Below are 23,046 nucleotides of genomic sequence, written 5' to 3'. Positions count from 1 at the left end.
TGGGCCAGCCACGCGCTGGCCTTGTTTTTGCCCTTCTATTACACTGGCGTTTTTCCCTGTCCGCGATGCTATGTCTGAAAATGCCGTTCTGCGCCTGCGTGCGCAGCGTTTAGCGCGTGCCACGCGCCCGTTTCTCGCCCGAGGCAACCGCGTGCTGCGCTGTCAGCGCTGCCTGCTGCCACATAAAAACTGTCTGTGCGCGACCCTGCAGCCGCAACAGGCGCGCAGCCGGTTTTGCCTGGTGATGTTTGATACTGAACCAATGAAACCCAGTAATACCGGCCGGCTGATTGCCGACATTCTGCCGGAAACCCAGGCCTTTGGCTGGTCACGCACCGAACCCGACGCCGCGCTGCTGGCGGCGGTGCAGACGGCGGATTATCAGCCGATGGTGGTGTTTCCCGGTGCCTACGCCGATGCCGATCGCCAGGTGCTGACCACTCCACCCACCGGCGGCAAACCCCCGCTATTTATTATGCTCGACGGTACCTGGACCGAAGCGCGCAAAATGTTCCGCAAAAGCCCGTGGCTGGATAGCTTTCCGGTGATGTCACTGAATGTGGCGACACCGTCGCGCTACACGCTGCGCGAAGCTCATGCGCCGGGCCAGCACTGCACCGCCGAAGTGGCCGCCGCGCTGCTGGAACAGGCAGGTGATGTCCCGGCGGCGCAGGCGTTGCAGCAGCACTTTGAACGCTTTCGTCAGGCCTATCTGGCCGGCAAACCCCACCATCCGATACACGCACAAACAGACAATTTCTGAAGCTGGCTCGCAGCCTGACATCGACAAATCGGCAACCGGCGTAAAAGCGTTTACAATCATGCCAATCCCGAGAGCAGGAGCGAATGATGAGCCAACGTGGACTGGAAGCGCTGTTACGACCGAAATCAATTGCGGTGCTGGGTGCGTCGGTAAAACCGGGCCGCGCTGGCTATCTGATGATGCGCAACCTGCTGGCGGGCGGCTTTGGCGGTCCGGTGTTGCCGGTCACTCCCAAATACAAGGCGGTCAGCGGCGTGCTGGCCTGGCCGGACGTGGCCAGCCTGCCCTTCGCCCCCGACCTGGCGATTATCTGCACCCACGCCAGACGCAATCTGGAACTGTTACAGCAGCTGGGAGAAAAAGGCTGTAAAGCCTGCATTATTCTCTCCGCGCCGGCCAGCCAGCTGGAGGCGCTGAAAGCCTGTGCCAGCCAGTGGCAGATGCGCCTGCTGGGCCCCAACAGTCTGGGCCTGTTAGCCCCCTGGCAGGGACTGAATGCCAGCTTCTCACCGGTACCGATTGCAAAGGGCCGCATCGCCTTTATTTCGCAATCGGCGTCGGTGTCCAACACCATTCTCGACTGGGCGCAACAGCGCAACCTGGGCTTTTCGTGGTTTATCGCCTTAGGCGATAGCCTGGATATTGATGTCGACGACCTGCTGGATTTTCTTGCACGCGATGGCAAAACCAGCGCCATTTTGCTCTACCTGGAACATCTGAGCGACGCCCGGCGCTTCGTTTCTGCCTCGCGTAGCGCAGCGCGTAATAAACCGATTCTGGTGATCAAAAGCGGTCGCAGCCATCAGGCACAGGCGATGATCGGCACCGCCAGCGGGCTGGATGCCGCCTGGGATGCCGCCATTCAGCGCGCCGGTCTGCTGCGCGTGCAGGACACGCATGAGCTGTTTTCCGCCGTGGAGTCGCTCAGCCACATGCGCCCGCTGCGCGGTGAGCGCCTGATGATTATCAGCAACGGCGCCGCCCCGGCAGCGCTGGCGCTGGATGAACTCTATGCGCGTAACGGCAAGCTGGCGACGCTGGATGAGTCCACACTGCAGGCGCTGGCGGCCCTGCTGCCGGAGGGCATCGGGCGCGGTAATCCGCTGGATTTGAAAGATCATGCAACGCCCGCGCTGTACGTGGCCTGCGTAACACAGCTGCTCGACAGCCATGAACTGGATGCACTGATGGTCATCCATTCACCCAGCGCCGTCTCTCCGGCCAGTGAAACCGCCGCGCAGATTATTGCGGCGGTGGCCGCGCATCCGCGGGGTAAGCAGGTGACGCTGCTGACCAACTGGTGCGGCGAACACTCTTCGCAGGAAGCCCGCCGCGCATTCACCCAGGCCGGCATTCCGACCTGGCGCACGCCAGAAGGCACGGTGACGGCATTTATGCACCAGGTTGAGTATCGGCGTAACCAGAAACAGCTACGCGAAACGCCAGCGCTGCCGCTGGGCCTGACGCAAAACAGCGCCGAGGCACATCAGCTGCTGCAACAGGCACTGGATAGCGGCATTACCACGCTGGATACGCACGAGGTGCAGCCCATACTGCAGGCTTACGGGCTGGCGACGCTGCCAACCTGGATCGCCAGCGACAGCCAGTCTGCCGCTAAGATTGCCGACCAGATTGGTTATCCGGTGGCGCTCAAGCTGCGCTCGCCGGATATTGCACATAAGTCGGATGTACAGGGCGTGATGCTCTATCTGCGCAGCGCGGCAGAAGTTGAACAGGCAGCAGACGCCATCTTCGATCGCGTGCGTGAAACGCATCCGCAGGCGCGCATTGACGGTCTGCTGGTGCAAAGTATGGCCAACCGCGCCGGTGCACAGGAGTTGCGGGTGGTGGTTGAGCATGACCCGCTGTTTGGCCCGATCATCATGCTGGGCGAAGGCGGTGTGGAGTGGCAGCCGGACAAGCAGGCCGCCGTAGCGTTGCCGCCGCTGAATATGACGCTGGCGCGTTATCTGGTGATTCAGGCCCTGAAAAGCGGCAAAGTTCGCAGCCGCAGCGCGCTGCGCCCGCTGGACATCACCGGTCTGAGCCAGCTGCTGGTGCAGGTATCAAACCTGGTGGTCGACTGTCCGGAGATTCAGCGGCTGGATATTCATCCGCTGCTGGCATCCGCCAATACCTTTACCCTGCTGGACGTGACGCTGCAGCTGGCTCCGTTTCATGGCGACAGTGAGGCGCGGCTGGCGATTCGTCCCTATCCGCACCATCTGGAAGAGCAGGTACAGCTTAAAGATGGCCAGCGCTGCCTGTTTAGACCAATTCTGCCGGAGGATGAACCGCAGCTACGCGCCTTCATCGCCCAGGTCACCAAAGAAGACCTTTACTATCGCTACTTCAGTGAGATCAATGAGTTTACCCACGACGATTTGGCGAACATGACGCAGATCGATTACGACCGGGAGATGGCGATTGTCGCAGTACGCCAGCATAACGGTGCCGATGAGATCATCGGCGTGACGCGCGCGATCTCCGATGCTGACAATATCGACGCAGAATTTTCGGTATTGGTGCGTTCCGACCTGAAGGGTCTGGGCATGGGCCGGCGGCTGCTGGAAAAGATGATCCGCTATACGCGCGATCACGGCCTGCAACAATTGAACGGTATCACCATGCCGCACAATACCGGCATGATTACCCTGGCGCGAAAACTCAATTTTCGTGTGAATATTCAAATGGATGATGGCATTGTCAGCCTGAATTTACCGCTGGCTGACACCGGTGACCTGGCTGTAGAGAAAGGTAAAAATCCTCCTTAACCGGCCGGTTGATGTTATTATTTACCGTTAGGATCATGATTTGATGGCAAAAGGCCATACAATGAACAGAGAAGAAGTGCACTGTGATGTTGTCTAAATTCAAACGCAATAAACACCAACAACACCTCGCACAGCTGCCTAAACTGTCACAGTCCGTGTCGGATGTGACCACGCTTTACTCGCCCGCCGAGTTTCGTGAAACCCTGCTGACGAAAATCGCCACGGCAGAAAAACGCATCTGCATCGCCGCGCTGTATCTGGAAAATGATGACGGCGGACGCAGCATCATGCAGGCGCTGTATGCAGCGCGTCAGGCGCGCCCGGAACTGGATGTCAGCATTCTGGTGGACTGGCATCGTGCGCAGCGCGGCCGTATCGGTGCCGCGCGCGGCCTGACGAACGCCGACTGGTATTGCGAAATGGCGGCGCAGCATCCCGATATCGCGATTCCGGTGTATGGCATTCCGGTGAACACCCGCGAAGCGCTCGGTGTGCTGCATCTGAAAGGCTTTATCATTGACGATACGCTGCTCTACAGCGGTGCCAGCCTGAACGATGTTTATCTGCATCAGCATGACAAATACCGTTATGACCGTTATCAACTGATCCGTAATCCGCAGCTGGCGGACACCATGTTTCAGTGGATTGGTGAGAATCTCAAACATTCTGAGGCCGTCAACCGTCTCGACCAGGCCGAACGTCCCTCCAGCCCGGAAATCAAGAATGAAACCCGCCAGTTTCGCCAGGAGCTGCGCAGCTTCAACTATCAGTTTACCGGTGATGCCGGCAACGAATCACTGGCCGTCACGCCGCTGGTCGGGCTGGGTAAACGTAGCCTGCTGAACAAAACCATCTTCCATTTAATGCCCTGCGCCGAGCGTAAGCTCACACTGTGCACGCCGTACTTTAACCTACCGGCCATTCTGGTGCGCAATTTGATCCAGCTGCTGCGTCAGGGCAAAGAGGTCGAGATCATCGTCGGCGATAAAACCGCCAACGATTTCTACATTCCGCCACACGAGCCGTTCAAGATTATCGGTGCGCTGCCCTATCTGTATGAAATCAACCTGCGTCGCTTCCTCAGCCGGTTGCAGTATTACGTCAACAACGGCCAGCTGACGGTGCGTTTGTGGAAAGATGGCGACAACAGCTATCACCTGAAAGGCATCTGGGTTGATGACGAGTGGATGATGATCACCGGTAATAACCTCAATCCGCGCGCCTGGCGACTCGATCTGGAAAATGCGGTGCTGATTCATGATCCGCTCAACCAGCTGGCAGAGCAGCGCGATAAGGAACTGGCGCTGATCCGTCAGCACACCACGGTGGTGAAACATTTCCGCGAGCTGGAGAGCATCTCTGATTATCCGGCAAAGGTGCGTAAGCTGATTCGTCGTCTGCGTCGCATCCGTATCGACCGCCTTATTAGCCGTCTGCTGTAGCCGATGCGTGCGCTCATCCTCTGTGCGGTATTACTGTGTAGCGGATGTGCGCATGTGGCGCAGGATAGCTGGACCGGCCAGGATAAAGCACAACACTTTTTCTCCTCTGCCGCCCTGGCTGCCGCGGGCAGTGAGATCTCTCAGCATCAACATCAGGGCCGCGGGCAAAATCTGCGCTTCGGCCTGCTCTTTTCGCTAAGCTTCGGCGTGGCCAAAGAAGCCTGGGACAGCCGCCCAGCCGGGAGCGGCTGGAGCTGGAAAGATCTTAGCTGGGATGTCGCCGGTGCGGCCAGCGGCATTGCCTTATGGAACCTGAGCCAGTAATCACAGCGCAATCCCCTTGCCTTTGCGGTGCAGCATCAGCGATACCAGAAATGCCAGCGCGCCCATTGCCGAGACATACCAGAAGAAGGTGGTTTCGATGCCGTGCTTCTTCAGTAATAGCGCCACGTACTCGGCCGAACCGCCAAAGATAGCATTAGCTACCGCATAGGAAAGCCCCACGCCAAGCGCCCGCACTTCCGGCGGGAACATCTCCGCTTTAAGGATGCCGCTGATGGCGGTGTAGAAACTGGTAATAATCAGCGCCAGCATCACCAGCACGAACGCCAGCCCGCTACTTTGCACATTCTGCAGTAACATCAAAATCGGCACGGTACAGATAGCCGCGCCAGCGCCAAAGATCATCATTGATGCCCGCCGGCCAATCTTATCTGACAGCGCGCCCACAATTGGCTGAATCAGCATGAATACCAGCAGCGCGCCGGTCATCAACGCACTGGCGCTGCGCGCATCCATACCCGCCGTGTTCACCAGATATTTCTGCATGTAGGTTGTGAAGGTATAGAAGCTCAGCGATCCGCCAGCGGTAAAGCCAAGCACCATCAGGAAGGCACGTGAGTGGTTACGCAGCAGGCCCAAAATACTGCCGGCATCGCGATGTTCCCGGTGCTTTTTCTCGGAGGTTTCATTCAGTGAGCGACGCAACCACAGAGCGACCACTGCCAGAACCGCGCCAAGAAAGAACGGGATACGCCAGCCCCAGCTGCGCAGCGCTTCATCACTGAGGATTTGTTGCAGCACCACGACCGTCAGCACGGCTAACAGCTGACCGCCAATCAGTGTGACGTACTGGAACGACGCGTAGAAGCCTTTGCGCCCTTCCAGTGCCACCTCACTCATGTAGGTAGCGCTGGTACCATATTCACCGCCCACCGATAAGCCCTGAAACATGCGCGCCAGCAGTAAAATCACCGGTGCCGCAATGCCTATTTCGCCATAGCCGGGTAAACAGGCGATGACCAGAGAACCAAAACACATCATGCATACCGAGATCAGCATCGAACTTTTTCGGCCGTGACGGTCCGCGATGTAGCCGAATAGCCAGCCACCGATAGGACGCATTAAGAAGCCCGCCGCAAAAACGCCGGCCGTTTGCAGCAGCTGGGTGGTAGTGTCGCCGGCCGGGAAAAATACATGGGCAAAATAGAGCGAGAAGAACGAGTAGACGTAGAAATCAAACCATTCGACCAGATTGCCGGACGACGCGCCGACAATGGCCCAGATGCGTTGTTTACTGACGGCTGCCGCTTCCGGCTGGGCCGATTTTTGTTGTAAGTCGGTCATCTTTTACCTCATTTCCTTGCGAAGAACATCGCTAAAGCAATGAGTAAAGCATCTGGGAGCAGCGCGGGGGAATCAGAGCCCGTTCAGGATGACAAAATGTGACAGAGCTGGAGTTTTAGGGAGAGATTTTGCAAGGGGTGAAGTGGATTTGGCGATCGCCAGACATAAAAAAGCCCCGGACTCTCGTCCGGGGCTTTTTTACTGGTTTGATGCCTGGCAGTTCCCTACTCTCGCATGGGGAGGCCCCACACTACCATCGGCGCTACGGCGTTTCACTTCTGAGTTCGGCATGGGGTCAGGTGGGACCACCGCGCTGTTGCCGCCAGGCAAATTCTTTGTGCCCTGTCCCGCGTCTTTCGCACTGATGCCGCGTTGGCCGCGCTCGCAAAGTCAGTCACATACTCGTGTATGCTCCTTCCTTTCCTTCGCTTGCCGCCTCGCCTCAGCGCGAAATCCTCCGGACTCGCGTCCGCAGAACAAAGCTGATTCTTTATCCGTCACAGGCTGAAAATTCTTTCGGTCTCTCAGACCAAAACGCCTCTGGCGTTGTAAGGTTAAGCCTCACGGGTCATTAGTACCGGTTAGCTCAACGCATCGCTGCGCTTACACACCCGGCCTATCAACGTCGTCGTCTTCAACGTCCCTTCAGGACCCTTAAAGGGTCAGGGAGAACTCATCTCGGGGCAAGTTTCGTGCTTAGATGCTTTCAGCACTTATCTCTTCCGCACTTAGCTACCGGGCAGTGCCATTGGCATGACAACCCGAACACCAGCGGTGCGTTCACTCCGGTCCTCTCGTACTAGGAGCAACCCCCCTCAATTCTCCAGCGCCCACGGCAGATAGGGACCGAACTGTCTCACGACGTTCTAAACCCAGCTCGCGTACCACTTTAAACGGCGAACAGCCGTACCCTTGGGACCTACTTCAGCCCCAGGATGTGATGAGCCGACATCGAGGTGCCAAACACCGCCGTCGATATGAACTCTTGGGCGGTATCAGCCTGTTATCCCCGGAGTACCTTTTATCCGTTGAGCGATGGCCCTTCCATTCAGAACCACCGGATCACTATGACCTGCTTTCGCACCTGCTCGAGCCGTCACTCTCGCAGTCAAGCTGGCTTATGCCATTGCACTAACCTCCTGATGTCCGACCAGGATTAGCCAACCTTCGTGCTCCTCCGTTACGCTTTGGGAGGAGACCGCCCCAGTCAAACTACCCACCAGACACTGTCCGCAGCCCGGATCACGGGCCTACGTTAGAACATCAAACATTAAAGGGTGGTATTTCAAGGATGGCTCCACGCAGACTGGCGTCCGCGCTTCAAAGCCTCCCACCTATCCTACACATCAAGGCTCAATGTTCAGTGTCAAGCTATAGTAAAGGTTCACGGGGTCTTTCCGTCTTGCCGCGGGTACACTGCATCTTCACAGCGATTTCAATTTCACTGAGTCTCGGGTGGAGACAGCCTGGCCATCATTACGCCATTCGTGCAGGTCGGAACTTACCCGACAAGGAATTTCGCTACCTTAGGACCGTTATAGTTACGGCCGCCGTTTACCGGGGCTTCGATCAAGAGCTTCTCCTTGCGGATAACCCCATCAATTAACCTTCCGGCACCGGGCAGGCGTCACACCGTATACGTCCACTTTCGTGTTTGCACAGTGCTGTGTTTTTAATAAACAGTTGCAGCCAGCTGGTATCTTCGACTGGCCTCGGCTCCGGGAGCAAGTCCCTTCACCTACGCGCCAGCGTGCCTTCTCCCGAAGTTACGGCACCATTTTGCCTAGTTCCTTCACCCGAGTTCTCTCAAGCGCCTTGGTATTCTCTACCTGACCACCTGTGTCGGTTTGGGGTACGATTTCGTGTTACCTGGAGCTTAGAGGCTTTTCCTGGAAGCAGGGCATCAGTTACTTCACCGCCGTGGCGGCTCGTCATCACGCCTCAGTGTTAAAGAAGACCGGATTTGCCTGGTCTTCACACCTGCACGCTTAAACCGGGACAACCGTCGCCCGGATAACCTAGCCTTCTCCGTCCCCCCTTCGCAGTAACACCAAGTACAGGAATATTAACCTGTTTCCCATCGACTACGCTTTTCAGCCTCGCCTTAGGGGTCGACTCACCCTGCCCCGATTAACGTTGGACAGGAACCCTTGGTCTTCCGGCGAGCGGGCTTTTCACCCGCTTTATCGTTACTTATGTCAGCATTCGCACTTCTGATACCTCCAGCATGCCTCACAGCACACCTTCAGCGGCTTACAGAACGCTCCCCTACCCAACAACACATAGTGTCGCTGCCGCAGCTTCGGTGCATGGTTTAGCCCCGTTACATCTTCCGCGCAGGCCGACTCGACCAGTGAGCTATTACGCTTTCTTTAAATGATGGCTGCTTCTAAGCCAACATCCTGGCTGTCTGTGCCTTCCCACATCGTTTCCCACTTAACCATGACTTTGGGACCTTAGCTGGCGGTCTGGGTTGTTTCCCTCTTCACGACGGACGTTAGCACCCGCCGTGTGTCTCCCGTGATAACATTCTCCGGTATTCGCAGTTTGCATCGGGTTGGTAAGCCGGGATGGCCCCCTAGCCGAAACAGTGCTCTACCCCCGGAGATGAGTTCACGAGGCGCTACCTAAATAGCTTTCGGGGAGAACCAGCTATCTCCCGGTTTGATTGGCCTTTCACCCCCAGCCACAAGTCATCCGCTAATTTTTCAACATTAGTCGGTTCGGTCCTCCAGTTAGTGTTACCCAACCTTCAACCTGCCCATGGCTAGATCACCGGGTTTCGGGTCTATACCCTGCAACTTAACGCCCGGTTAAGACTCGGTTTCCCTTCGGCTCCCCTATGCGGTTAACCTTGCTACAGAATATAAGTCGCTGACCCATTATACAAAAGGTACGCAGTCACACCCTAAAGGTGCTCCCACTGCTTGTACGTACACGGTTTCAGGTTCTGTTTCACTCCCCTCGCCGGGGTTCTTTTCGCCTTTCCCTCACGGTACTGGTTCACTATCGGTCAGTCAGGAGTATTTAGCCTTGGAGGATGGTCCCCCCATATTCAGACAGGATACCACGTGTCCCGCCCTACTCGTCGGACTCACAGCTCATGCATCTTCGTGTACGGGGCTGTCACCCGGTATCGCGCGACTTTCCAGACGCTTCCACTGATGCACAAGCTGATTCAGGTCCTGGGCTGCTCCCCGTTCGCTCGCCGCTACTGGGGGAATCTCGGTTGATTTCTTTTCCTCGGGGTACTTAGATGTTTCAGTTCCCCCGGTTCGCCTCGTTTGACTATGTATTCATCAAACGATGATGCACAGAGTGCACCGGGTTTCCCCATTCGGACATCGACGGCTGTAGCGGTTCATATCACCTTACCGTCGCTTTTCGCAGATTAGCACGTCCTTCATCGCCTCTGACTGCCAGGGCATCCACCGTGTACGCTTAGTCGCTTAACCTCACAACCCACAGGCGTTTTGCAACGCTGTCTGTTGTAAGCATTTGAGAGACCCGAACGCATCGCCATTTCATTCTTATTACGGAGAATGAACACGACGCGTCGTTTCAAATTTTCAGCTTGTTCCGGATTGTTAAAGAGCAAATACTTCGCAGCACACCGTCGCCGGTATACTCTGAAGTAAGTTTCAGTACTGTAATGGTGGAGCTAAGCGGGATCGAACCGCTGACCTCCTGCGTGCAAGGCAGGCGCTCTCCCAGCTGAGCTATAGCCCCATACAGTCACTGCAGAGACCATCTACATCCACTCACCAGGAGTCACGTTTCTCACACGGGAAATGTGATTTCGTCTCAGGCAAGGCATGTTTTCGCGAAGCATAGTGAACTATGCGAGCCGGAAACATAACGCGGCATGAGAAGAAATCTGGTAGGCCTGAGTGGACTTGAACCACCGACCTCACCCTTATCAGGGGTGCGCTCTAACCACCTGAGCTACAAGCCTGTAGAGGTTTTTTCTGCTCGTTACTTTTCTATCAGACAATCTGTGTGAGCACTTCGCGGGAAGGTATCTTCAGGTAAGGAGGTGATCCAACCGCAGGTTCCCCTACGGTTACCTTGTTACGACTTCACCCCAGTCATGAATCACAAAGTGGTAAGCGCCCTCCCGAAGGTTAAGCTACCTACTTCTTTTGCAACCCACTCCCATGGTGTGACGGGCGGTGTGTACAAGGCCCGGGAACGTATTCACCGTAGCATTCTGATCTACGATTACTAGCGATTCCGACTTCATGGAGTCGAGTTGCAGACTCCAATCCGGACTACGACGCACTTTATGAGGTCCGCTTGCTCTCGCGAGGTCGCTTCTCTTTGTATGCGCCATTGTAGCACGTGTGTAGCCCTGGCCGTAAGGGCCATGATGACTTGACGTCATCCCCACCTTCCTCCGGTTTATCACCGGCAGTCTCCTTTGAGTTCCCGACCGAATCGCTGGCAACAAAGGATAAGGGTTGCGCTCGTTGCGGGACTTAACCCAACATTTCACAACACGAGCTGACGACAGCCATGCAGCACCTGTCTCAGAGTTCCCGAAGGCACCAAAGCATCTCTGCTAAGTTCTCTGGATGTCAAGGCCAGGTAAGGTTCTTCGCGTTGCATCGAATTAAACCACATGCTCCACCGCTTGTGCGGGCCCCCGTCAATTCATTTGAGTTTTAACCTTGCGGCCGTACTCCCCAGGCGGTCGACTTAACGCGTTAGCTCCGGAAGCCACGCCTCAAGGGCACAACCTCCAAGTCGACATCGTTTACGGCGTGGACTACCAGGGTATCTAATCCTGTTTGCTCCCCACGCTTTCGCACCTGAGCGTCAGTCTTCGTCCAGGGGGCCGCCTTCGCCACCGGTATTCCTCCAGATCTCTACGCATTTCACCGCTACACCTGGAATTCTACCCCCCTCTACGAGACTCAAGCCTGCCAGTTTCAAATGCAGTTCCCAGGTTAAGCCCGGGGATTTCACATCTGACTTAACAGACCGCCTGCGTGCGCTTTACGCCCAGTAATTCCGATTAACGCTTGCACCCTCCGTATTACCGCGGCTGCTGGCACGGAGTTAGCCGGTGCTTCTTCTGCGGGTAACGTCAATCGGCAAGGTTATTAACCTCACCGCCTTCCTCCCCGCTGAAAGTACTTTACAACCCGAAGGCCTTCTTCATACACGCGGCATGGCTGCATCAGGCTTGCGCCCATTGTGCAATATTCCCCACTGCTGCCTCCCGTAGGAGTCTGGACCGTGTCTCAGTTCCAGTGTGGCTGGTCATCCTCTCAGACCAGCTAGGGATCGTCGCCTAGGTGAGCCATTACCCCACCTACTAGCTAATCCCATCTGGGCACATCCGATGGTGTGAGGCCCGAAGGTCCCCCACTTTGGTCTTGCGACGTTATGCGGTATTAGCTACCGTTTCCAGTAGTTATCCCCCTCCATCGGGCAGTTTCCCAGACATTACTCACCCGTCCGCCACTCGCCACCCAAAGAGCAAGCTCTTCTGTGCTGCCGTTCGACTTGCATGTGTTAGGCCTGCCGCCAGCGTTCAATCTGAGCCATGATCAAACTCTTCAATTTAAGTTTGATTTGCTGCAACGAGTGCAGCGATGCTCTGTGAATTAAACTTCGTAATGAATTACGTGTTCACTCAGCAAAGACTTGATATTTTTTTACGTCCGGAGACGCTGATATCAATCCTGCGAGTGCCCACACAGATTGTCTGATAAATTGTTAAAGAGCGGTGCGACGCGGCGTTCGGCCTGCTGTCGCGAGGTGGCGTATATTACGCTTTCCTCCTTCAGAGTCAAACACTTTTTTCAGCGTTTTTCTCCGGCGGGGTGAATCGCTTCACGCCCTGCTGAGCCGCCTGCGTTGCCGCTTTGCCGTCTCAGTGGTGGCGCATTATAGGGACTTCGTTTCGCCTGACAAGCGCTAATTTGCAGTTTTTGCGCAACCGCTCACTTTCCAGGCAACACGTTGCAAAAACCAGCTAATTCTTGCGAAACAGCATAAAAAAACGGGCCCTGAGGCCCGTTTTTGTCACGTTGCGTTATTGGTGCGCGACGATGGCATCGTCCTGCACATCCATTTCGATGGTTTTTCCCGGAACCAGCGCGCCAGACAAAATCTTCTGCGCCAGCGGGTTTTCAATCTGCTGCTGAATAGCCCGTTTCAATGGCCGCGCGCCGTAAACCGGATCGTAACCATTTTCGCCCAGCAGTTTCAGCGCCGCGTCGGAAATGTGCAGCTGATAACCGCGCTCTTCCAGACGCTGATACAGCCGCTGCAGCTGAATCTGCGCAATCGAGGCAATATGTTTTTCACCCAGCGGATGGAATACCACCACCTCATCAATACGGTTGATAAACTCTGGACGGAAATGGTGTCCGACGACCGTCATCACCACATCTTTCATTTCCGCGTAATCAAGCGCGCCGAAACGTTCCTGAATCAGATCCGAACCGAGGTTAGATGTCATGATCACCACGGTATTACGGAAGTCCACGGTGCGCCCCTGACCATCGGTCAGTCGCCCGTCGTCCAGCACCTGCAGCAGAATGTTGAACACATCCGGATGCGCTTTTTCCACCTCATCCAGCAAAATCACCGAGTAAGGGCGACGACGCACCGCCTCTGTCAGGTAACCGCCCTCTTCATAACCGACGTAGCCCGGAGGTGCCCCGACCAGACGCGACACCGAATGTTTCTCCATGAATTCCGACATATCGATACGCACCATCGCGTCGTCGCTATCGAACAGGAAATTAGCCAGCGCCTTACACAGCTCGGTTTTACCGACACCGGTCGGTCCAAGGAACAGGAACGATCCGATTGGCCGGTTCGGGTCAGACAAACCGGCGCGGCTACGGCGAATGGCGTTCGATACCGCTTCAACCGCTTCGTCCTGGCCGATAACCCGGGCATGCAGCTCCTGCTCCATCCGCAACAGTTTATCGCGCTCGCCTTCCATCATGCGGGCCACCGGAATACCGGTCCAGCGCGCCAGCACATCGGCGATCTCGACATCCGTTACGCGGTTGCGTAACAGCTTCATGGTTTTACCTTCAGCCTGCGTGGCGCTTGCCAGCTGTTTTTCCAGTTCCGGAATTTTGCCGTACTGCAGTTCCGACATCTGGCCAAGGTCACCCACACGCCGTGCCTGCTCCATAGCCAGACGCGCCTGCTCCAGCTCGGCTTTGATGTTTTGCGTGCCGGTCAGCGAGGCTTTTTCCGCTTTCCACTCTTCTTCGAGCTCAGCATATTCGCGCTCTTTCTGATCCAGCTCGCTTTCCAGCATCTCCAGACGCTTAACGCTGGCGTCATCCGATTCTTTCTTCAGCGCCTGCTGCTCCAGTTTGAGCTGGATGATGCGCCGTTCGAGACGATCGAGCGGTTCCGGCTTGGAGTCAATCTGCAAACGAATACTCGACGCCGCCTCATCAATCAGGTCGATGGCTTTATCCGGCAACTGGCGATCGGCAATATAGCGGTGCGACAACGTTGCCGCAGCCACAATCGCCGGATCGGTAATTTGCACATGGTGATGCAGCTCATAACGCTCTTTCAGGCCACGCAGAATGGCGATGGTGTCTTCCACGCTCGGTTCGGCGACGAACACTTTCTGGAAACGGCGCTCCAGCGCGGCATCTTTCTCAATGTACTGGCGATATTCATCCAGCGTGGTGGCACCCACGCAGTGCAGTTCACCGCGTGCCAGCGCCGGCTTCAGCATGTTGCCGGCATCCATCGCGCCGTCGGCTTTACCGGCGCCGACCATGGTATGCAGCTCATCGATAAACAGAATGACGTTGCCTTCCTGCTTGGCGAGGTCGTTCAGTACGCCTTTCAGGCGCTCTTCAAACTCGCCGCGATATTTCGCGCCAGCCACCAGCGCGCCCATATCCAGCGCCAGTACGCGCCGGCCTTTCAGCCCTTCCGGCACTTCGCCGTTAATGATGCGCTGCGCCAGCCCTTCAACGATGGCGGTTTTACCGACGCCCGGTTCACCGATAAGCACCGGGTTGTTTTTGGTACGGCGCTGCAATACCTGAATGGTGCGGCGAATCTCTTCGTCACGCCCGATAACCGGATCTAACTTGCCGAGCTCAGCGCGCTCCGTCAGATCGATGGTGTATTTTTTCAAAGCCTGGCGCTGATCTTCAGCCCCCTGATCGTTCACGTTTTCCCCTCCCCGCAGTTGCTCGATGGCCTTAGCGAGTTTGTCCGCCGTGGCACCGGCAGACTTCAGTAAGTCCGCCAGCGAGCCGCGCGATTCGAGGGCCGCCAGAACAAATAATTCAGATGAAATAAAGTTGTCGCCGCGCTTTTGCGCCAGCTTGTCGCACAGATTCAGTACCCGGACCAAATCCGCTGATGGCTGAACGTCGCCGTCGGTCCCTTCGACCTGTGGCAAACGATTGATGGCTTGTTCGATGCTGGTACGCAGGTTAGCGACATCCGCTCCCGCCGCGCTGAGCAGCGGACGCACCGATCCACCCTCCTGGTTGAGCAGCGCGCTCATCAGGTGCAGGGGTTCGATGAATTGATTATCGTGTCCCAGAGCAAGGGACTGTGCATCGGCCAGGGCCAACTGGAATTTGTTGGTAAGACGATCCAGACGCATGATTCCTCCCATTACAGGTCAAAATGCTACTGGAGATTAAATGAGGTCATCCCTCAAATTTTCAAGGTTAATGACCTGAGTTGTGAGCAAAAAATACGCTTACTGGATCGTCTTGCGGCGTAAGGTTATCTCAGCCAAATCAAAGTTGCCATACGCCCGGTGATTCCGTCGCGTCGGAAGGAGAAAAAATCGGCGCTTTCCTGATAGGTACAGCGCGTCTCAGCCGTGACAGATCGCACGCCAGCGGCCTGCAGACGCTGGGTTGCCAGCAGCCAGATATCGGCAAAATATTTCTCGCCGGCCGGGCGAAAAGCCGCATCGGCAGCGGCATCCTGCGCCAGGAACGCACTGCGCACCTCGGCCCCCACTTCAAATGCCTGCGGACCAATCGCCGGACCGAGCCAGGCATGAATCTCGCTCGCCGGGCAGTGAAACTGTGCCAGCGTCTGCTCCAGCACCCCATGACACAACCCGCGCCAGCCGGCATGTGCCGCGGCAACTTCGCTGCCATCATGGCTGCAAAACAGCACCGGCAGGCAGTCGGCGGTCATCACTGCACAGACCACGCCGCTTTCCCGCGTTATCGCCGCATCGGCTCGCGGCAGGGACGCAGCCGCCGGCAGACGCGCCACCGTCTGGCCGTGTACCTGCTCCAGCCACTGCGGCATCGCCGGTAGCGCCAGCTGCTCTACCACGCGCTGACGATTGTGCATCACGCGATCCGCCTCGTCTCCGACGTGCGCGCCGAGGTTGAGGGAATCCCATGGTGCCGCGCTAACGCCGCCGTGCCGCGTGGTCGAATAAGCCTGCACGCGCGCCGGCGCCGGCCACTGCGGCACGATCCAGTCACTCATAGCCAGTCCAGCTGATCGCGGAACTCGTCGGTATCGGCTTTCAGTGCCTCAATCAGATCAACCATGTCCTGCGGCAGTGGCGCGTGCCACTCCATCTCAATCCCGGTGATCGGATGATAAAGACGCAGCATAGTGGCGTGCAGCGCCTGGCGGTCAAAACCGCGCAGCGTACTGATGAAAGCCTCAGAAGCGCCCTTTGGCGGACGCGGACGACCACCGTACAGCGGATCGCCCACCAGCGGATGATTAATGTGCGCCATGTGCACGCGAATCTGGTGAGTACGGCCGGTTTCCAGGCGCAAGCGTAAACGCGTATGAGCGCGGAAATGCTCCATGATGCGATAGTGGGTTGTCGCTGGCTTGCCCATCGGATGCACTGCCATGTGGGTACGCTTGGTAGAGTGACGCGCCATCGGCTCATTCACCGTACCGCCGGCGGTCATGGTGCCAATCGCCACCGCTTCATATTCGCGGGTGATTTCACGCAGCTGCAGCGTTTCAACCAGATGCGTCTGCGCCGGTACCGTTTTGGCTACCACCATCAGTCCGGTGGTGTCTTTATCCAGACGGTGCACGATGCCGGCACGCGGCACGTCGGCAATCGCCGGATAGTGGTAAAGCAGCGCATTCAGTACCGTACCGTCCGGATTACCGGCGCCAGGGTGGACCACTAAGTCGCGCGGTTTGTTGATCACCAGGATGTGGTCATCTTCATAAACGATATCCAGCGGAATATTTTGCGCTTCCCAGCGCTGCTCCTCTTCGATCTCGGCATCAATCGCCACCCGCTCACCGCCGAGTACTTTCTCTTTCGGTTTATCGATGATGGTGCCGTTGACGCTGACCCGACGCTCAAGGATCCACTCTTTTATGCGGGAACGTGAATAATCAGGGAACAATTCCGCCAAAGTCTGATCTAAGCGTTGTCCAAGCTGTGCTTCGGACACCGTTGCGGTGAGTTGAACTTGTTGTGCCATATACAGCTTCTTCGTTAACGTTGGGTTTTCACGGCGATGCCGTTTAATATAATGTGCTATCGTACTGGTCATTACCGGGAGCTATACGGACAGCTTCCGCCATAACACTTTGAGGATAATCATTTCGTCATGACGCGTATGAAACATCTGGTGGCTGCTGCCACACTGAGCCTGAGCCTGGCACTGGTGGGCTGTTCCGGCTCATCGGACCCGGTCCCGGACAGCCCGCCGTCTGAAATTTACGCCACAGCGCAGCAAAAGCTGCAGGACGGTAACTTTAAAGCGGCGATTAAGCAACTGGAAGCGCTGGATAACCGTTATCCGTTTGGTCCTTACTCGCAGCAAGTGCAGCTGGATTTGATCTACGCGTACTACAAAAATGCCGATCTGCCACTGGCGCAAGCCGCCATTTCCCGCTTTATGCGCCTGAACCCGACGCACCCTAACATTGATTACGTGATCTATATGAAGGGCCTGACGGACATGGCACTGGATGATTCCGCGCTGCAGGGCTTCTTCGGGATCGATCGTTCCGACCGCGATCCTACCCATGCGCGTGATGCATTCCGTGACTTCTCTCAGCTACTGCGCGGCTATCCGAACAGCCAGTACGCGGCAGATGCGCAGAAACGTCTGACGTTCCTGAAAGATCGCCTGGCGAAGTATGAGCTCTCCGTGGCGCAATTCTATACCAAGCGCGGTGCCTATGTCGCCGTTGTTAATCGGGTTGAAGGTATGATGCGCGATTATCCGGACACCCAGGCCACGCGTGACGCGCTGCCGCTGATGGAAAATGCCTATCGTCAGCTGCAGCTGACGACGGAAGCTGACAAAGTTGCGAAAATCATTGCGGCGAATAGCGCGTCCTGATTTTCGTGCCATTAAAAAAGCAGCCGCTGTGGCTGCTTTTTTTTGGTCAGAAAACCGTCTGAAATGGTTTTTTCCGCTACGGTTAACTCATCAATCTTGCCCCTATCCCCGCTGTGCATCAAGCTTTTTTCGCCCTTTTCCCAGCCTTTCTCACAATTCGCTGGCATTGACAAAAAGTGACATTCCAATGTGATCCAGATCACATATTTTCCTGATTTGCGCGGTATGCTGGTCCTACCCAGACGGAAATGACAGAGAGGTTTAACTATGATTCTGAACATTACCAGCAAACAAATGGAAATCACTGCGGCAATCCGCAACCATGTCGAAGACCGTCTCGCCAAGCTGGAAAAATGGCAAACCCACCTGATAAATCCGCACATTGTGTTATCGAAAGAGCCGAAAGAATTTGTGGCCGATGCCACCATTAACACGCCAAACGGCACGCTGGTCGCCAGCGCGAAACACGATGATATGTATACGGCCATCAATGACCTGATCGCCAAGCTGGAGCGCCAGCTAAATAAAGCACAGCACAAGCCTGAAGCACGACGTGCCACCAGCAGTGTTAAAGATTTCACCCCTGCCGGGTAATTTATTGCTTTTCAGCAACGCGCCTGCGGGCGCGTTTTTTATTGACAGCTTTTAAGCTGTGCGGTTACTCTCAGTTCACTTTATTGCCGGAATTGATCATGAAACTGCTGCCGTTCTTCTTCGCATTCTTTTTTACCTTCCCCTGATTGGGAGGCGATTCGTCGTGTGAAAATGAATGCGAAGACGAACAACAAAGCCTCCCAACCGGGAGGCTTTTTTATTGGACATTTTACAGGTGAGCCCTATGAATCCCGAGAATCCGCTGCTGGCGTTACGCGATAAGATCAGCGCCGTCGATGCCAGGCTGTTAACGCTGCTGGCTGAACGGCGCGCGCTGGCCGTTGAGGTAGCGCAGGCCAAGCTGGCCACCCATCGCCCGATTCGTGACGTCGAGCGCGAACGCGCCCTGCTGGAAAATCTCATCGCGCTGGGTAAAAAACATCAGCTGGATGCGCACTACATCACGCGCCTGTTTCAGTTAGTGATTGAGGATTCGGTGCTGACCCAGCAGGCGCTGCTGCAGAAAAACCTGAATCATCCACATGCGCACGCGCCGCGCATCGCTTTCCTCGGCCCAAAAGGCTCCTATTCGCACCTTGCCGCCCGTAAATACGCCGCGCGCCACTTCGATTCGATGGTGGAAATGGGGTGTCTGAAATTCCACGACATCATTCAGCAGGTTGAAAGCGGTCAGGCGGATTACGCGGTGATGCCGATTGAGAACACCAGCTCCGGCTCGATCAATGACGTGTACGATCTGCTGCAGCAAACGTCGCTGTCGATCGTCGGCGAGCTGACCATTCCTATCGAACACTGCGTGCTGGTCAGCGGTAATACCGATTTGCAGCAGATTGAAACGGTGTATAGCCATCCGCAGCCGTTCCAGCAGTGCAGCCAGTTCATCAACCGCTTCCCGCAGTGGAAAATCGAATACACCGAAAGTACGGCGGCGGCGATGGAGAAAGTAGCCGCGATGAACTCGCCGCACGTGGCCGCGCTGGGCAGCGAAGCCGGCGGTGAGCTGTATGGTCTGCAGGTGCTGGAGCGCAACCTGGCGAATCAGCAGCAGAACCATACCCGCTTCATTGTGCTCGCGCGTAAACCGATTGAAGTCTCCAGCCAGGTGCCTGCCAAAACCACGCTGATTATGGCGACGGGCCAGCAGGCCGGCGCACTGGTTGAAGCACTGCTGGTGTTGCGTAATCACAATCTGATCATGAGCAAGCTGGAAAACCGGCCTATCAACGGTAACCCGTGGGAAGAGATGTTTTACATTGATGTGCAGGGCAATCTGCAGTCGGAGAACATGCAGCAGGCGCTGGAAGAACTGCGTGCGCTCACGCGTTCACTGAAGGTGCTGGGCTGTTATCCGGGTGAGAATGTGGTGCCGGTAGAACCGCGTCTGTAAAACAAAAAGGCATCCTCACGGATGCCTTAATCATTACTGGCGACTGTCGTTGGCGGAGCGCAGCATGCTGCGGCTCTCGACTAGGAAGCGTTTCGCGTAGTCACCAAACCAGTGTTCCACACGCTCAAAGCTGTTGATGAACGCCTGTTTATCGCCCTGCTCCAGCAGCGTGATGGCTTCACCAAAACGCTGATAGTAGCGTTTAATCAGCGCCAGATTACTTTCCGACGACATGATGATGTCGGCGTACAGCTGCGGGTCCTGCGCAAACAGCCGTCCTACCATCGCCAGTTCGAGGCGATAGATAGGCGAGGACAGCGCCAGCAGTTGATCCAGATTGACGTTCTCTTCCGCCAGATGCAAACCGTAAGCAAACGTGGCGAAGTGGCGCAGCGCCTGAATGAACGCCATATTCTGATCGTGCTCAACCGCACTGATGCGGTGTAAGCGCGCGCCCCACACCTGAATCTGCTCCAGGAACCACTGATAGGCTTCCGGCTGACGGCCATCGCACCATACCACCACCTGCTTCGCCAGGCTGCCGCTGTCCGGACCGAACATCGGATGCAGTCCCAGTACCGGGCCGCTGTGCGCCGCCAGCATCGCCTGCAGCGGACGGTTCTTCACCGACGCCAAATCCACAAGAATGCAGTCATCAGGCAGCGCTGGCAGATCGGCAATAATCTGTTCGGTCAGATGGATCGGCACGCTGATGATCACCATGCCCGCATCGTGCAGCAGTTCATCCGCGCGCGGCCAGTCATCTTTATCGAGAATACGCACCTGATAGCCGGAGAGCGTCAGCATCTTCTCGAACAGACGTCCCATCTGACCGCCGCCGCCGACAATCACCACCGGACGCAGTTCAGGACACAGCGTTTTGAAGCCTTTGTCATTTTCATGCGCATAGGATTCACGCATCAGACGACGCAGTACATCTTCGATCAGGTCCGGCGACACGCCGAGCGCTTCCGCTTCCTGACGACGCGACGCCAGCATACTGGCCTCGCGCTCAGGCACATAAATCGGTAAACCGTAGCGGCTTTTGACTTCGCCGACTTCGGCCACCAGCGCCAGTCGTTTCGCCAGTAGCCCCAGCAGGGCTTTATCTACTTCATCAATTTGATCGCGCAGCGCGGTCAGTTCAGCCACCATGACTCATTACACCTCGTGTGACAGACGCGCCGACAGCACTCCCTGCAGATCCCGATGGATTTCACGCAGCAAAGTTTCAGTGGTTTCCCAGTTGATGCAGGCATCAGTGACGGAAACCCCGTACTTCATCTCGCTACGCGGTTGCTCAGAAGACTGGTTGCCTTCGTGAATATTACTTTCCAGCATCAGGCCAATGATGGAGCGGTTTCCATCTTTAATCTGCGCGATAGCCGATTCGGCTACGCCAGGCTGACGGCGATAGTCTTTGTTAGAATTGCCATGGCTGCAATCTATCATTAAGGCCGGACGCAGTCCCGCTTTCAGCATCTCTTTTTCACACTGCGCGACATCTTCCGGGCCGTAGTTTGGCGCTTTGCCACCGCGCAGAATCACGTGACCATCCGGGTTGCCCTGAGTTTGCAGCAGGCACACCTGACCGGCCTGGTTAATGCCGACGAAGCGGTGCGGCATCGCAGCGGCGCGCATGGCGTTGATTGCGGTGCCGAGGCTGCCATCGGTGCCGTTTTTAAAGCCTACCGGCATCGACAGGCCAGACGCCATTTCACGGTGCGTCTGCGATTCTGTGGTACGCGCCCCAATCGCCGACCAGCTAAACAGATCGCCGAGGTATTGCGGGCTATTGGGGTCGAGTGCTTCGGTGGCCAGCGGCAGGCCCATCTCCACAAGATTGACCAGCAGCTGACGCGCAATGTGCAGGCCGGCTTCCATATCAAACGAGTTGTTCATGTAAGGATCGTTGATTAACCCTTTCCAGCCGACGGTGGTACGGGGTTTTTCAAAATAGACGCGCATAACGATATACAGCTGATCCTTCAACTGTGCTGAGAGTGTTTGTAACTGACGAGCGTAATCCAGTGCGGCTTCGGTATCGTGGATCGAGCAGGGACCGCACACCACCAGCAGACGCGGATCGCGACCCGCGATGATATCCGCGATGGTCTGGCGGGAAGCGGCAATTTGCGTTTCCTGCGCCGCAGTCAGCGGGAACTTCGCTTTCAGTTCCTGTGGCGTAATTAAAATCTGTTCGTCGGCGATATGCACATTGTTCAGCGCGTCTTTTTGCATGATGGCGATCCTTTTTTCATTCGTTATGCGGTTTTACGATCCTCACTGAGGATGACGCTTACTTTACCACAGCATGTAAATCATGCAATCCATGTATGTACACTTTTATTACCACCATCTTTTAAACCACAAAATAAAATTTAATTAAAATATATAAATCATTAAGTTAACAACCTTAAAGCCTGTAAGATCCATCAAACAAAAATGTAAAGTTATAATTACAGCCATCTGGCCAGGTCAGATGTTTTTTCCTTACGATATCGTTAACATGCTGTTATCCATTTAATTAATTCAGGATCGCTCTATGTCCATCCATGAAGTCGCGCTGCGTCCCTTTACTCTGCAGGATGCCGAAGCGTTTACGCATGCCGTTAATCAGTCTCTGGGCAGCCTGCAGCCGTGGATGGTATGGGCACATGCGGATTACAGCGTTGATGAAGCCGTGAGCTGGATCAACTTCACCCATCTGCAGCGTCAAAAGGGTGAAGCTGAAGAGTTCGCGATTGTCGATGGCAACGATCGGTTGCTGGGCGGTGCTGGCTTACGTTTTGCGCGTCAGCCCGGTGAGTTCAGCGCGCTGGGCTACTGGGTTTGCAGCGAGGCGCAACAACAGGGCGTTGCCCGCCGGGCGGTGGCACAGCTGGTGAATCTGGCGTTCGCCCAGCCACATATTGCTGTGCTGGAAATTCTTGCTGCAGAAGAGAATCACGCCAGCCGCGCTGTGGCCCTGCGCAGCGGCTTCTCGTTTGTGGATTACCGCTACGGGTTGATTGTGCTGGAGAGCGGGCCGGTCAACACGGCGATCTATCACCTCAGACGCCCATAAAAAAAGGGGCTGGCCTTATGGCCAACCCCTTGTTTGCTATTAACTTTGGGATGT

Annotated in this window: 16 protein-coding genes, 2 tRNA genes, 3 rRNA genes and 1 other annotated feature; of the genes, 9 read left to right on the top strand and 12 right to left on the bottom strand. The window is 56.0% G+C overall.

The features are described 5' to 3' along the window. The first annotated feature begins 70 nt into the window (after positions 1-70). The 4 genes from AC6I8F_RS04900 (at position 71) to AC6I8F_RS04885 (ending at position 5,303) form a co-directional block, all read left to right on the top strand. Complete coding sequence (locus tag AC6I8F_RS04900) at positions 71-763, top strand: tRNA-uridine aminocarboxypropyltransferase (protein WP_058758237.1); 693 nt, start codon at positions 71-73, stop codon at positions 761-763. A gap of 86 nt (positions 764-849) precedes the next feature. Further along, positions 850-3,537, top strand: coding sequence for a bifunctional acetate--CoA ligase family protein/GNAT family N-acetyltransferase (locus tag AC6I8F_RS04895; protein WP_498028783.1), 2,688 nt, complete (start codon positions 850-852; stop codon positions 3,535-3,537). Positions 3,538-3,620: 83 nt separating this feature from the next. Continuing rightward, the gene (gene pssA, locus AC6I8F_RS04890) at positions 3,621-4,979 is read left to right on the top strand and encodes a CDP-diacylglycerol--serine O-phosphatidyltransferase (protein WP_176428114.1); all 1,359 of its coding nucleotides are present in this window, start codon (positions 3,621-3,623) and stop codon (positions 4,977-4,979) included. A gap of 3 nt (positions 4,980-4,982) precedes the next feature. Then, complete coding sequence (locus AC6I8F_RS04885; protein ID WP_125310799.1) at positions 4,983-5,303, top strand: YfiM family lipoprotein; 321 nt, start codon at positions 4,983-4,985, stop codon at positions 5,301-5,303. On the opposite strand, the gene AC6I8F_RS04880 is transcribed toward AC6I8F_RS04885, so the two are convergent. From AC6I8F_RS04880 to rluD, 9 genes are all read right to left on the bottom strand, one after another. Beyond that, on the bottom strand, positions 5,304-6,605 hold the full coding sequence (locus AC6I8F_RS04880; protein ID WP_021506458.1) for an MFS family transporter: 1,302 nt from the start codon (positions 6,603-6,605) through the stop codon (positions 5,304-5,306). A 211-nt stretch (positions 6,606-6,816) separates the two neighbouring features. Further along, positions 6,817-6,932, bottom strand: a 5S ribosomal RNA gene (rrf, locus tag AC6I8F_RS04875). A gap of 223 nt (positions 6,933-7,155) precedes the next feature. Beyond that, positions 7,156-10,060 (bottom strand): 23S ribosomal RNA (locus AC6I8F_RS04870). Between the two features lie 198 nt (positions 10,061-10,258). Further along, positions 10,259-10,334 (bottom strand) — tRNA-Ala (locus tag AC6I8F_RS04865). A 149-nt stretch (positions 10,335-10,483) separates the two neighbouring features. Then, positions 10,484-10,560, bottom strand: a tRNA-Ile gene (locus AC6I8F_RS04860). Positions 10,561-10,634: 74 nt separating this feature from the next. Next, positions 10,635-12,176 (bottom strand): 16S ribosomal RNA (locus tag AC6I8F_RS04855). The 16S, 23S and 5S rRNA genes sit together here with 2 tRNA genes alongside, the layout of an rRNA operon. Before the next feature lie 472 nt (positions 12,177-12,648). Next, positions 12,649-15,222: an ATP-dependent chaperone ClpB gene (gene clpB, locus AC6I8F_RS04850; RefSeq protein WP_021507314.1), complete on the bottom strand. Its 2,574-nt coding sequence runs from the start codon at positions 15,220-15,222 to the stop codon at positions 12,649-12,651. A gap of 125 nt (positions 15,223-15,347) precedes the next feature. Then, on the bottom strand, positions 15,348-16,076 hold the full coding sequence (gene yfiH, locus AC6I8F_RS04845; RefSeq protein ID WP_498028580.1) for a purine nucleoside phosphorylase YfiH: 729 nt from the start codon (positions 16,074-16,076) through the stop codon (positions 15,348-15,350). Next, positions 16,073-17,053, bottom strand: coding sequence for a 23S rRNA pseudouridine(1911/1915/1917) synthase RluD (gene rluD / locus AC6I8F_RS04840; protein ID WP_021507316.1), 981 nt, complete (start codon positions 17,051-17,053; stop codon positions 16,073-16,075). Before rluD ends, yfiH begins: the two co-directional genes overlap by 4 nt. A 129-nt stretch (positions 17,054-17,182) precedes the next feature. Between rluD and bamD the strand changes: the two genes are divergently transcribed. Continuing rightward, positions 17,183-17,923: an outer membrane protein assembly factor BamD gene (gene bamD, locus AC6I8F_RS04835; protein ID WP_058759616.1), complete on the top strand. Its 741-nt coding sequence runs from the start codon at positions 17,183-17,185 to the stop codon at positions 17,921-17,923. An 11-nt stretch (positions 17,924-17,934) separates the two neighbouring features. On the opposite strand, the gene AC6I8F_RS04830 is transcribed toward bamD, so the two are convergent. After that, a complete protein-coding gene (locus AC6I8F_RS04830; protein WP_132467019.1) occupies positions 17,935-18,126 on the bottom strand; it encodes a hypothetical protein in 192 nt (63 codons plus the stop codon). 64 nt (positions 18,127-18,190) lie between these two features. Here AC6I8F_RS04830 and raiA point away from each other — a divergent pair, with 64 nt between their 5' ends. The 3 genes from raiA (at position 18,191) to pheA (ending at position 19,925) form a co-directional block, all read left to right on the top strand. Then, positions 18,191-18,517, top strand: coding sequence for a ribosome-associated translation inhibitor RaiA (gene raiA / locus AC6I8F_RS04825; protein WP_021507319.1), 327 nt, complete (start codon positions 18,191-18,193; stop codon positions 18,515-18,517). Positions 18,518-18,614: 97 nt separating this feature from the next. Continuing rightward, positions 18,615-18,739: a sequence feature (Phe leader region), on the top strand. Further along, a complete protein-coding gene (gene pheL / locus AC6I8F_RS04820; RefSeq protein ID WP_121497579.1) occupies positions 18,616-18,663 on the top strand; it encodes a pheA operon leader peptide PheL in 48 nt (15 codons plus the stop codon). Its footprint overlaps the feature before it by 48 nt. A 22-nt stretch (positions 18,740-18,761) precedes the next feature. Continuing rightward, positions 18,762-19,925, top strand: a complete 1,164-nt coding sequence (gene pheA / locus AC6I8F_RS04815; protein ID WP_338670853.1) for a bifunctional chorismate mutase/prephenate dehydratase — start codon at positions 18,762-18,764, stop codon at positions 19,923-19,925. 33 nt (positions 19,926-19,958) lie between these two features. On the opposite strand, the gene tyrA is transcribed toward pheA, so the two are convergent. Beyond that, on the bottom strand, positions 19,959-21,080 hold the full coding sequence (gene tyrA, locus AC6I8F_RS04810) for a bifunctional chorismate mutase/prephenate dehydrogenase (RefSeq protein WP_021507321.1): 1,122 nt from the start codon (positions 21,078-21,080) through the stop codon (positions 19,959-19,961). A 6-nt stretch (positions 21,081-21,086) separates the two neighbouring features. Next, complete coding sequence (locus AC6I8F_RS04805) at positions 21,087-22,166, bottom strand: 3-deoxy-7-phosphoheptulonate synthase (RefSeq protein WP_275028201.1); 1,080 nt, start codon at positions 22,164-22,166, stop codon at positions 21,087-21,089. A 304-nt stretch (positions 22,167-22,470) separates the two neighbouring features. On the opposite strand from AC6I8F_RS04805, the gene AC6I8F_RS04800 reads away from it, so the two are divergent. After that, positions 22,471-22,992, top strand: coding sequence for a GNAT family N-acetyltransferase (locus AC6I8F_RS04800; protein ID WP_058780253.1), 522 nt, complete (start codon positions 22,471-22,473; stop codon positions 22,990-22,992). Positions 22,993-23,046 lie beyond the last annotated feature (54 nt).

This window comes from gamma proteobacterium symbiont of Axiagastus rosmarus (assembly GCF_059730925.1).
The sequence above is the reverse complement of the archived record's forward strand: the minus strand, read 5'-3'. Positions and strand labels throughout refer to the sequence as shown.

Bases quoted from the DNA above. Each gene is read 5' to 3' on its own strand.
- bamD (WP_058759616.1), top strand. From the start codon at position 17,183: ATGACGCGTATGAAACATCTGGTGGCTGCTGCCACACTGAGCCTGAGC.
- AC6I8F_RS04800 (WP_058780253.1), top strand. From the start codon at position 22,471: ATGTCCATCCATGAAGTCGCGCTGCGTCCCTTTACTCTGCAGGATGCC.
- rluD (WP_021507316.1), bottom strand. From the start codon at position 17,053: ATGGCACAACAAGTTCAACTCACCGCAACGGTGTCCGAAGCACAGCTT.
- AC6I8F_RS04885 (WP_125310799.1), top strand. From the start codon at position 4,983: ATGCGTGCGCTCATCCTCTGTGCGGTATTACTGTGTAGCGGATGTGCG.
- AC6I8F_RS04895 (WP_498028783.1), top strand. From the start codon at position 850: ATGAGCCAACGTGGACTGGAAGCGCTGTTACGACCGAAATCAATTGCG.
- tyrA (WP_021507321.1), bottom strand. From the start codon at position 21,080: ATGGTGGCTGAACTGACCGCGCTGCGCGATCAAATTGATGAAGTAGAT.
- AC6I8F_RS04900 (WP_058758237.1), top strand. From the start codon at position 71: ATGTCTGAAAATGCCGTTCTGCGCCTGCGTGCGCAGCGTTTAGCGCGT.
- pheA (WP_338670853.1), top strand. From the start codon at position 18,762: ATGAATCCCGAGAATCCGCTGCTGGCGTTACGCGATAAGATCAGCGCC.
- AC6I8F_RS04880 (WP_021506458.1), bottom strand. From the start codon at position 6,605: ATGACCGACTTACAACAAAAATCGGCCCAGCCGGAAGCGGCAGCCGTC.
- AC6I8F_RS04805 (WP_275028201.1), bottom strand. From the start codon at position 22,166: ATGCAAAAAGACGCGCTGAACAATGTGCATATCGCCGACGAACAGATT.
- raiA (WP_021507319.1), top strand. From the start codon at position 18,191: ATGATTCTGAACATTACCAGCAAACAAATGGAAATCACTGCGGCAATC.
- yfiH (WP_498028580.1), bottom strand. From the start codon at position 16,076: ATGAGTGACTGGATCGTGCCGCAGTGGCCGGCGCCGGCGCGCGTGCAG.
- clpB (WP_021507314.1), bottom strand. From the start codon at position 15,222: ATGCGTCTGGATCGTCTTACCAACAAATTCCAGTTGGCCCTGGCCGAT.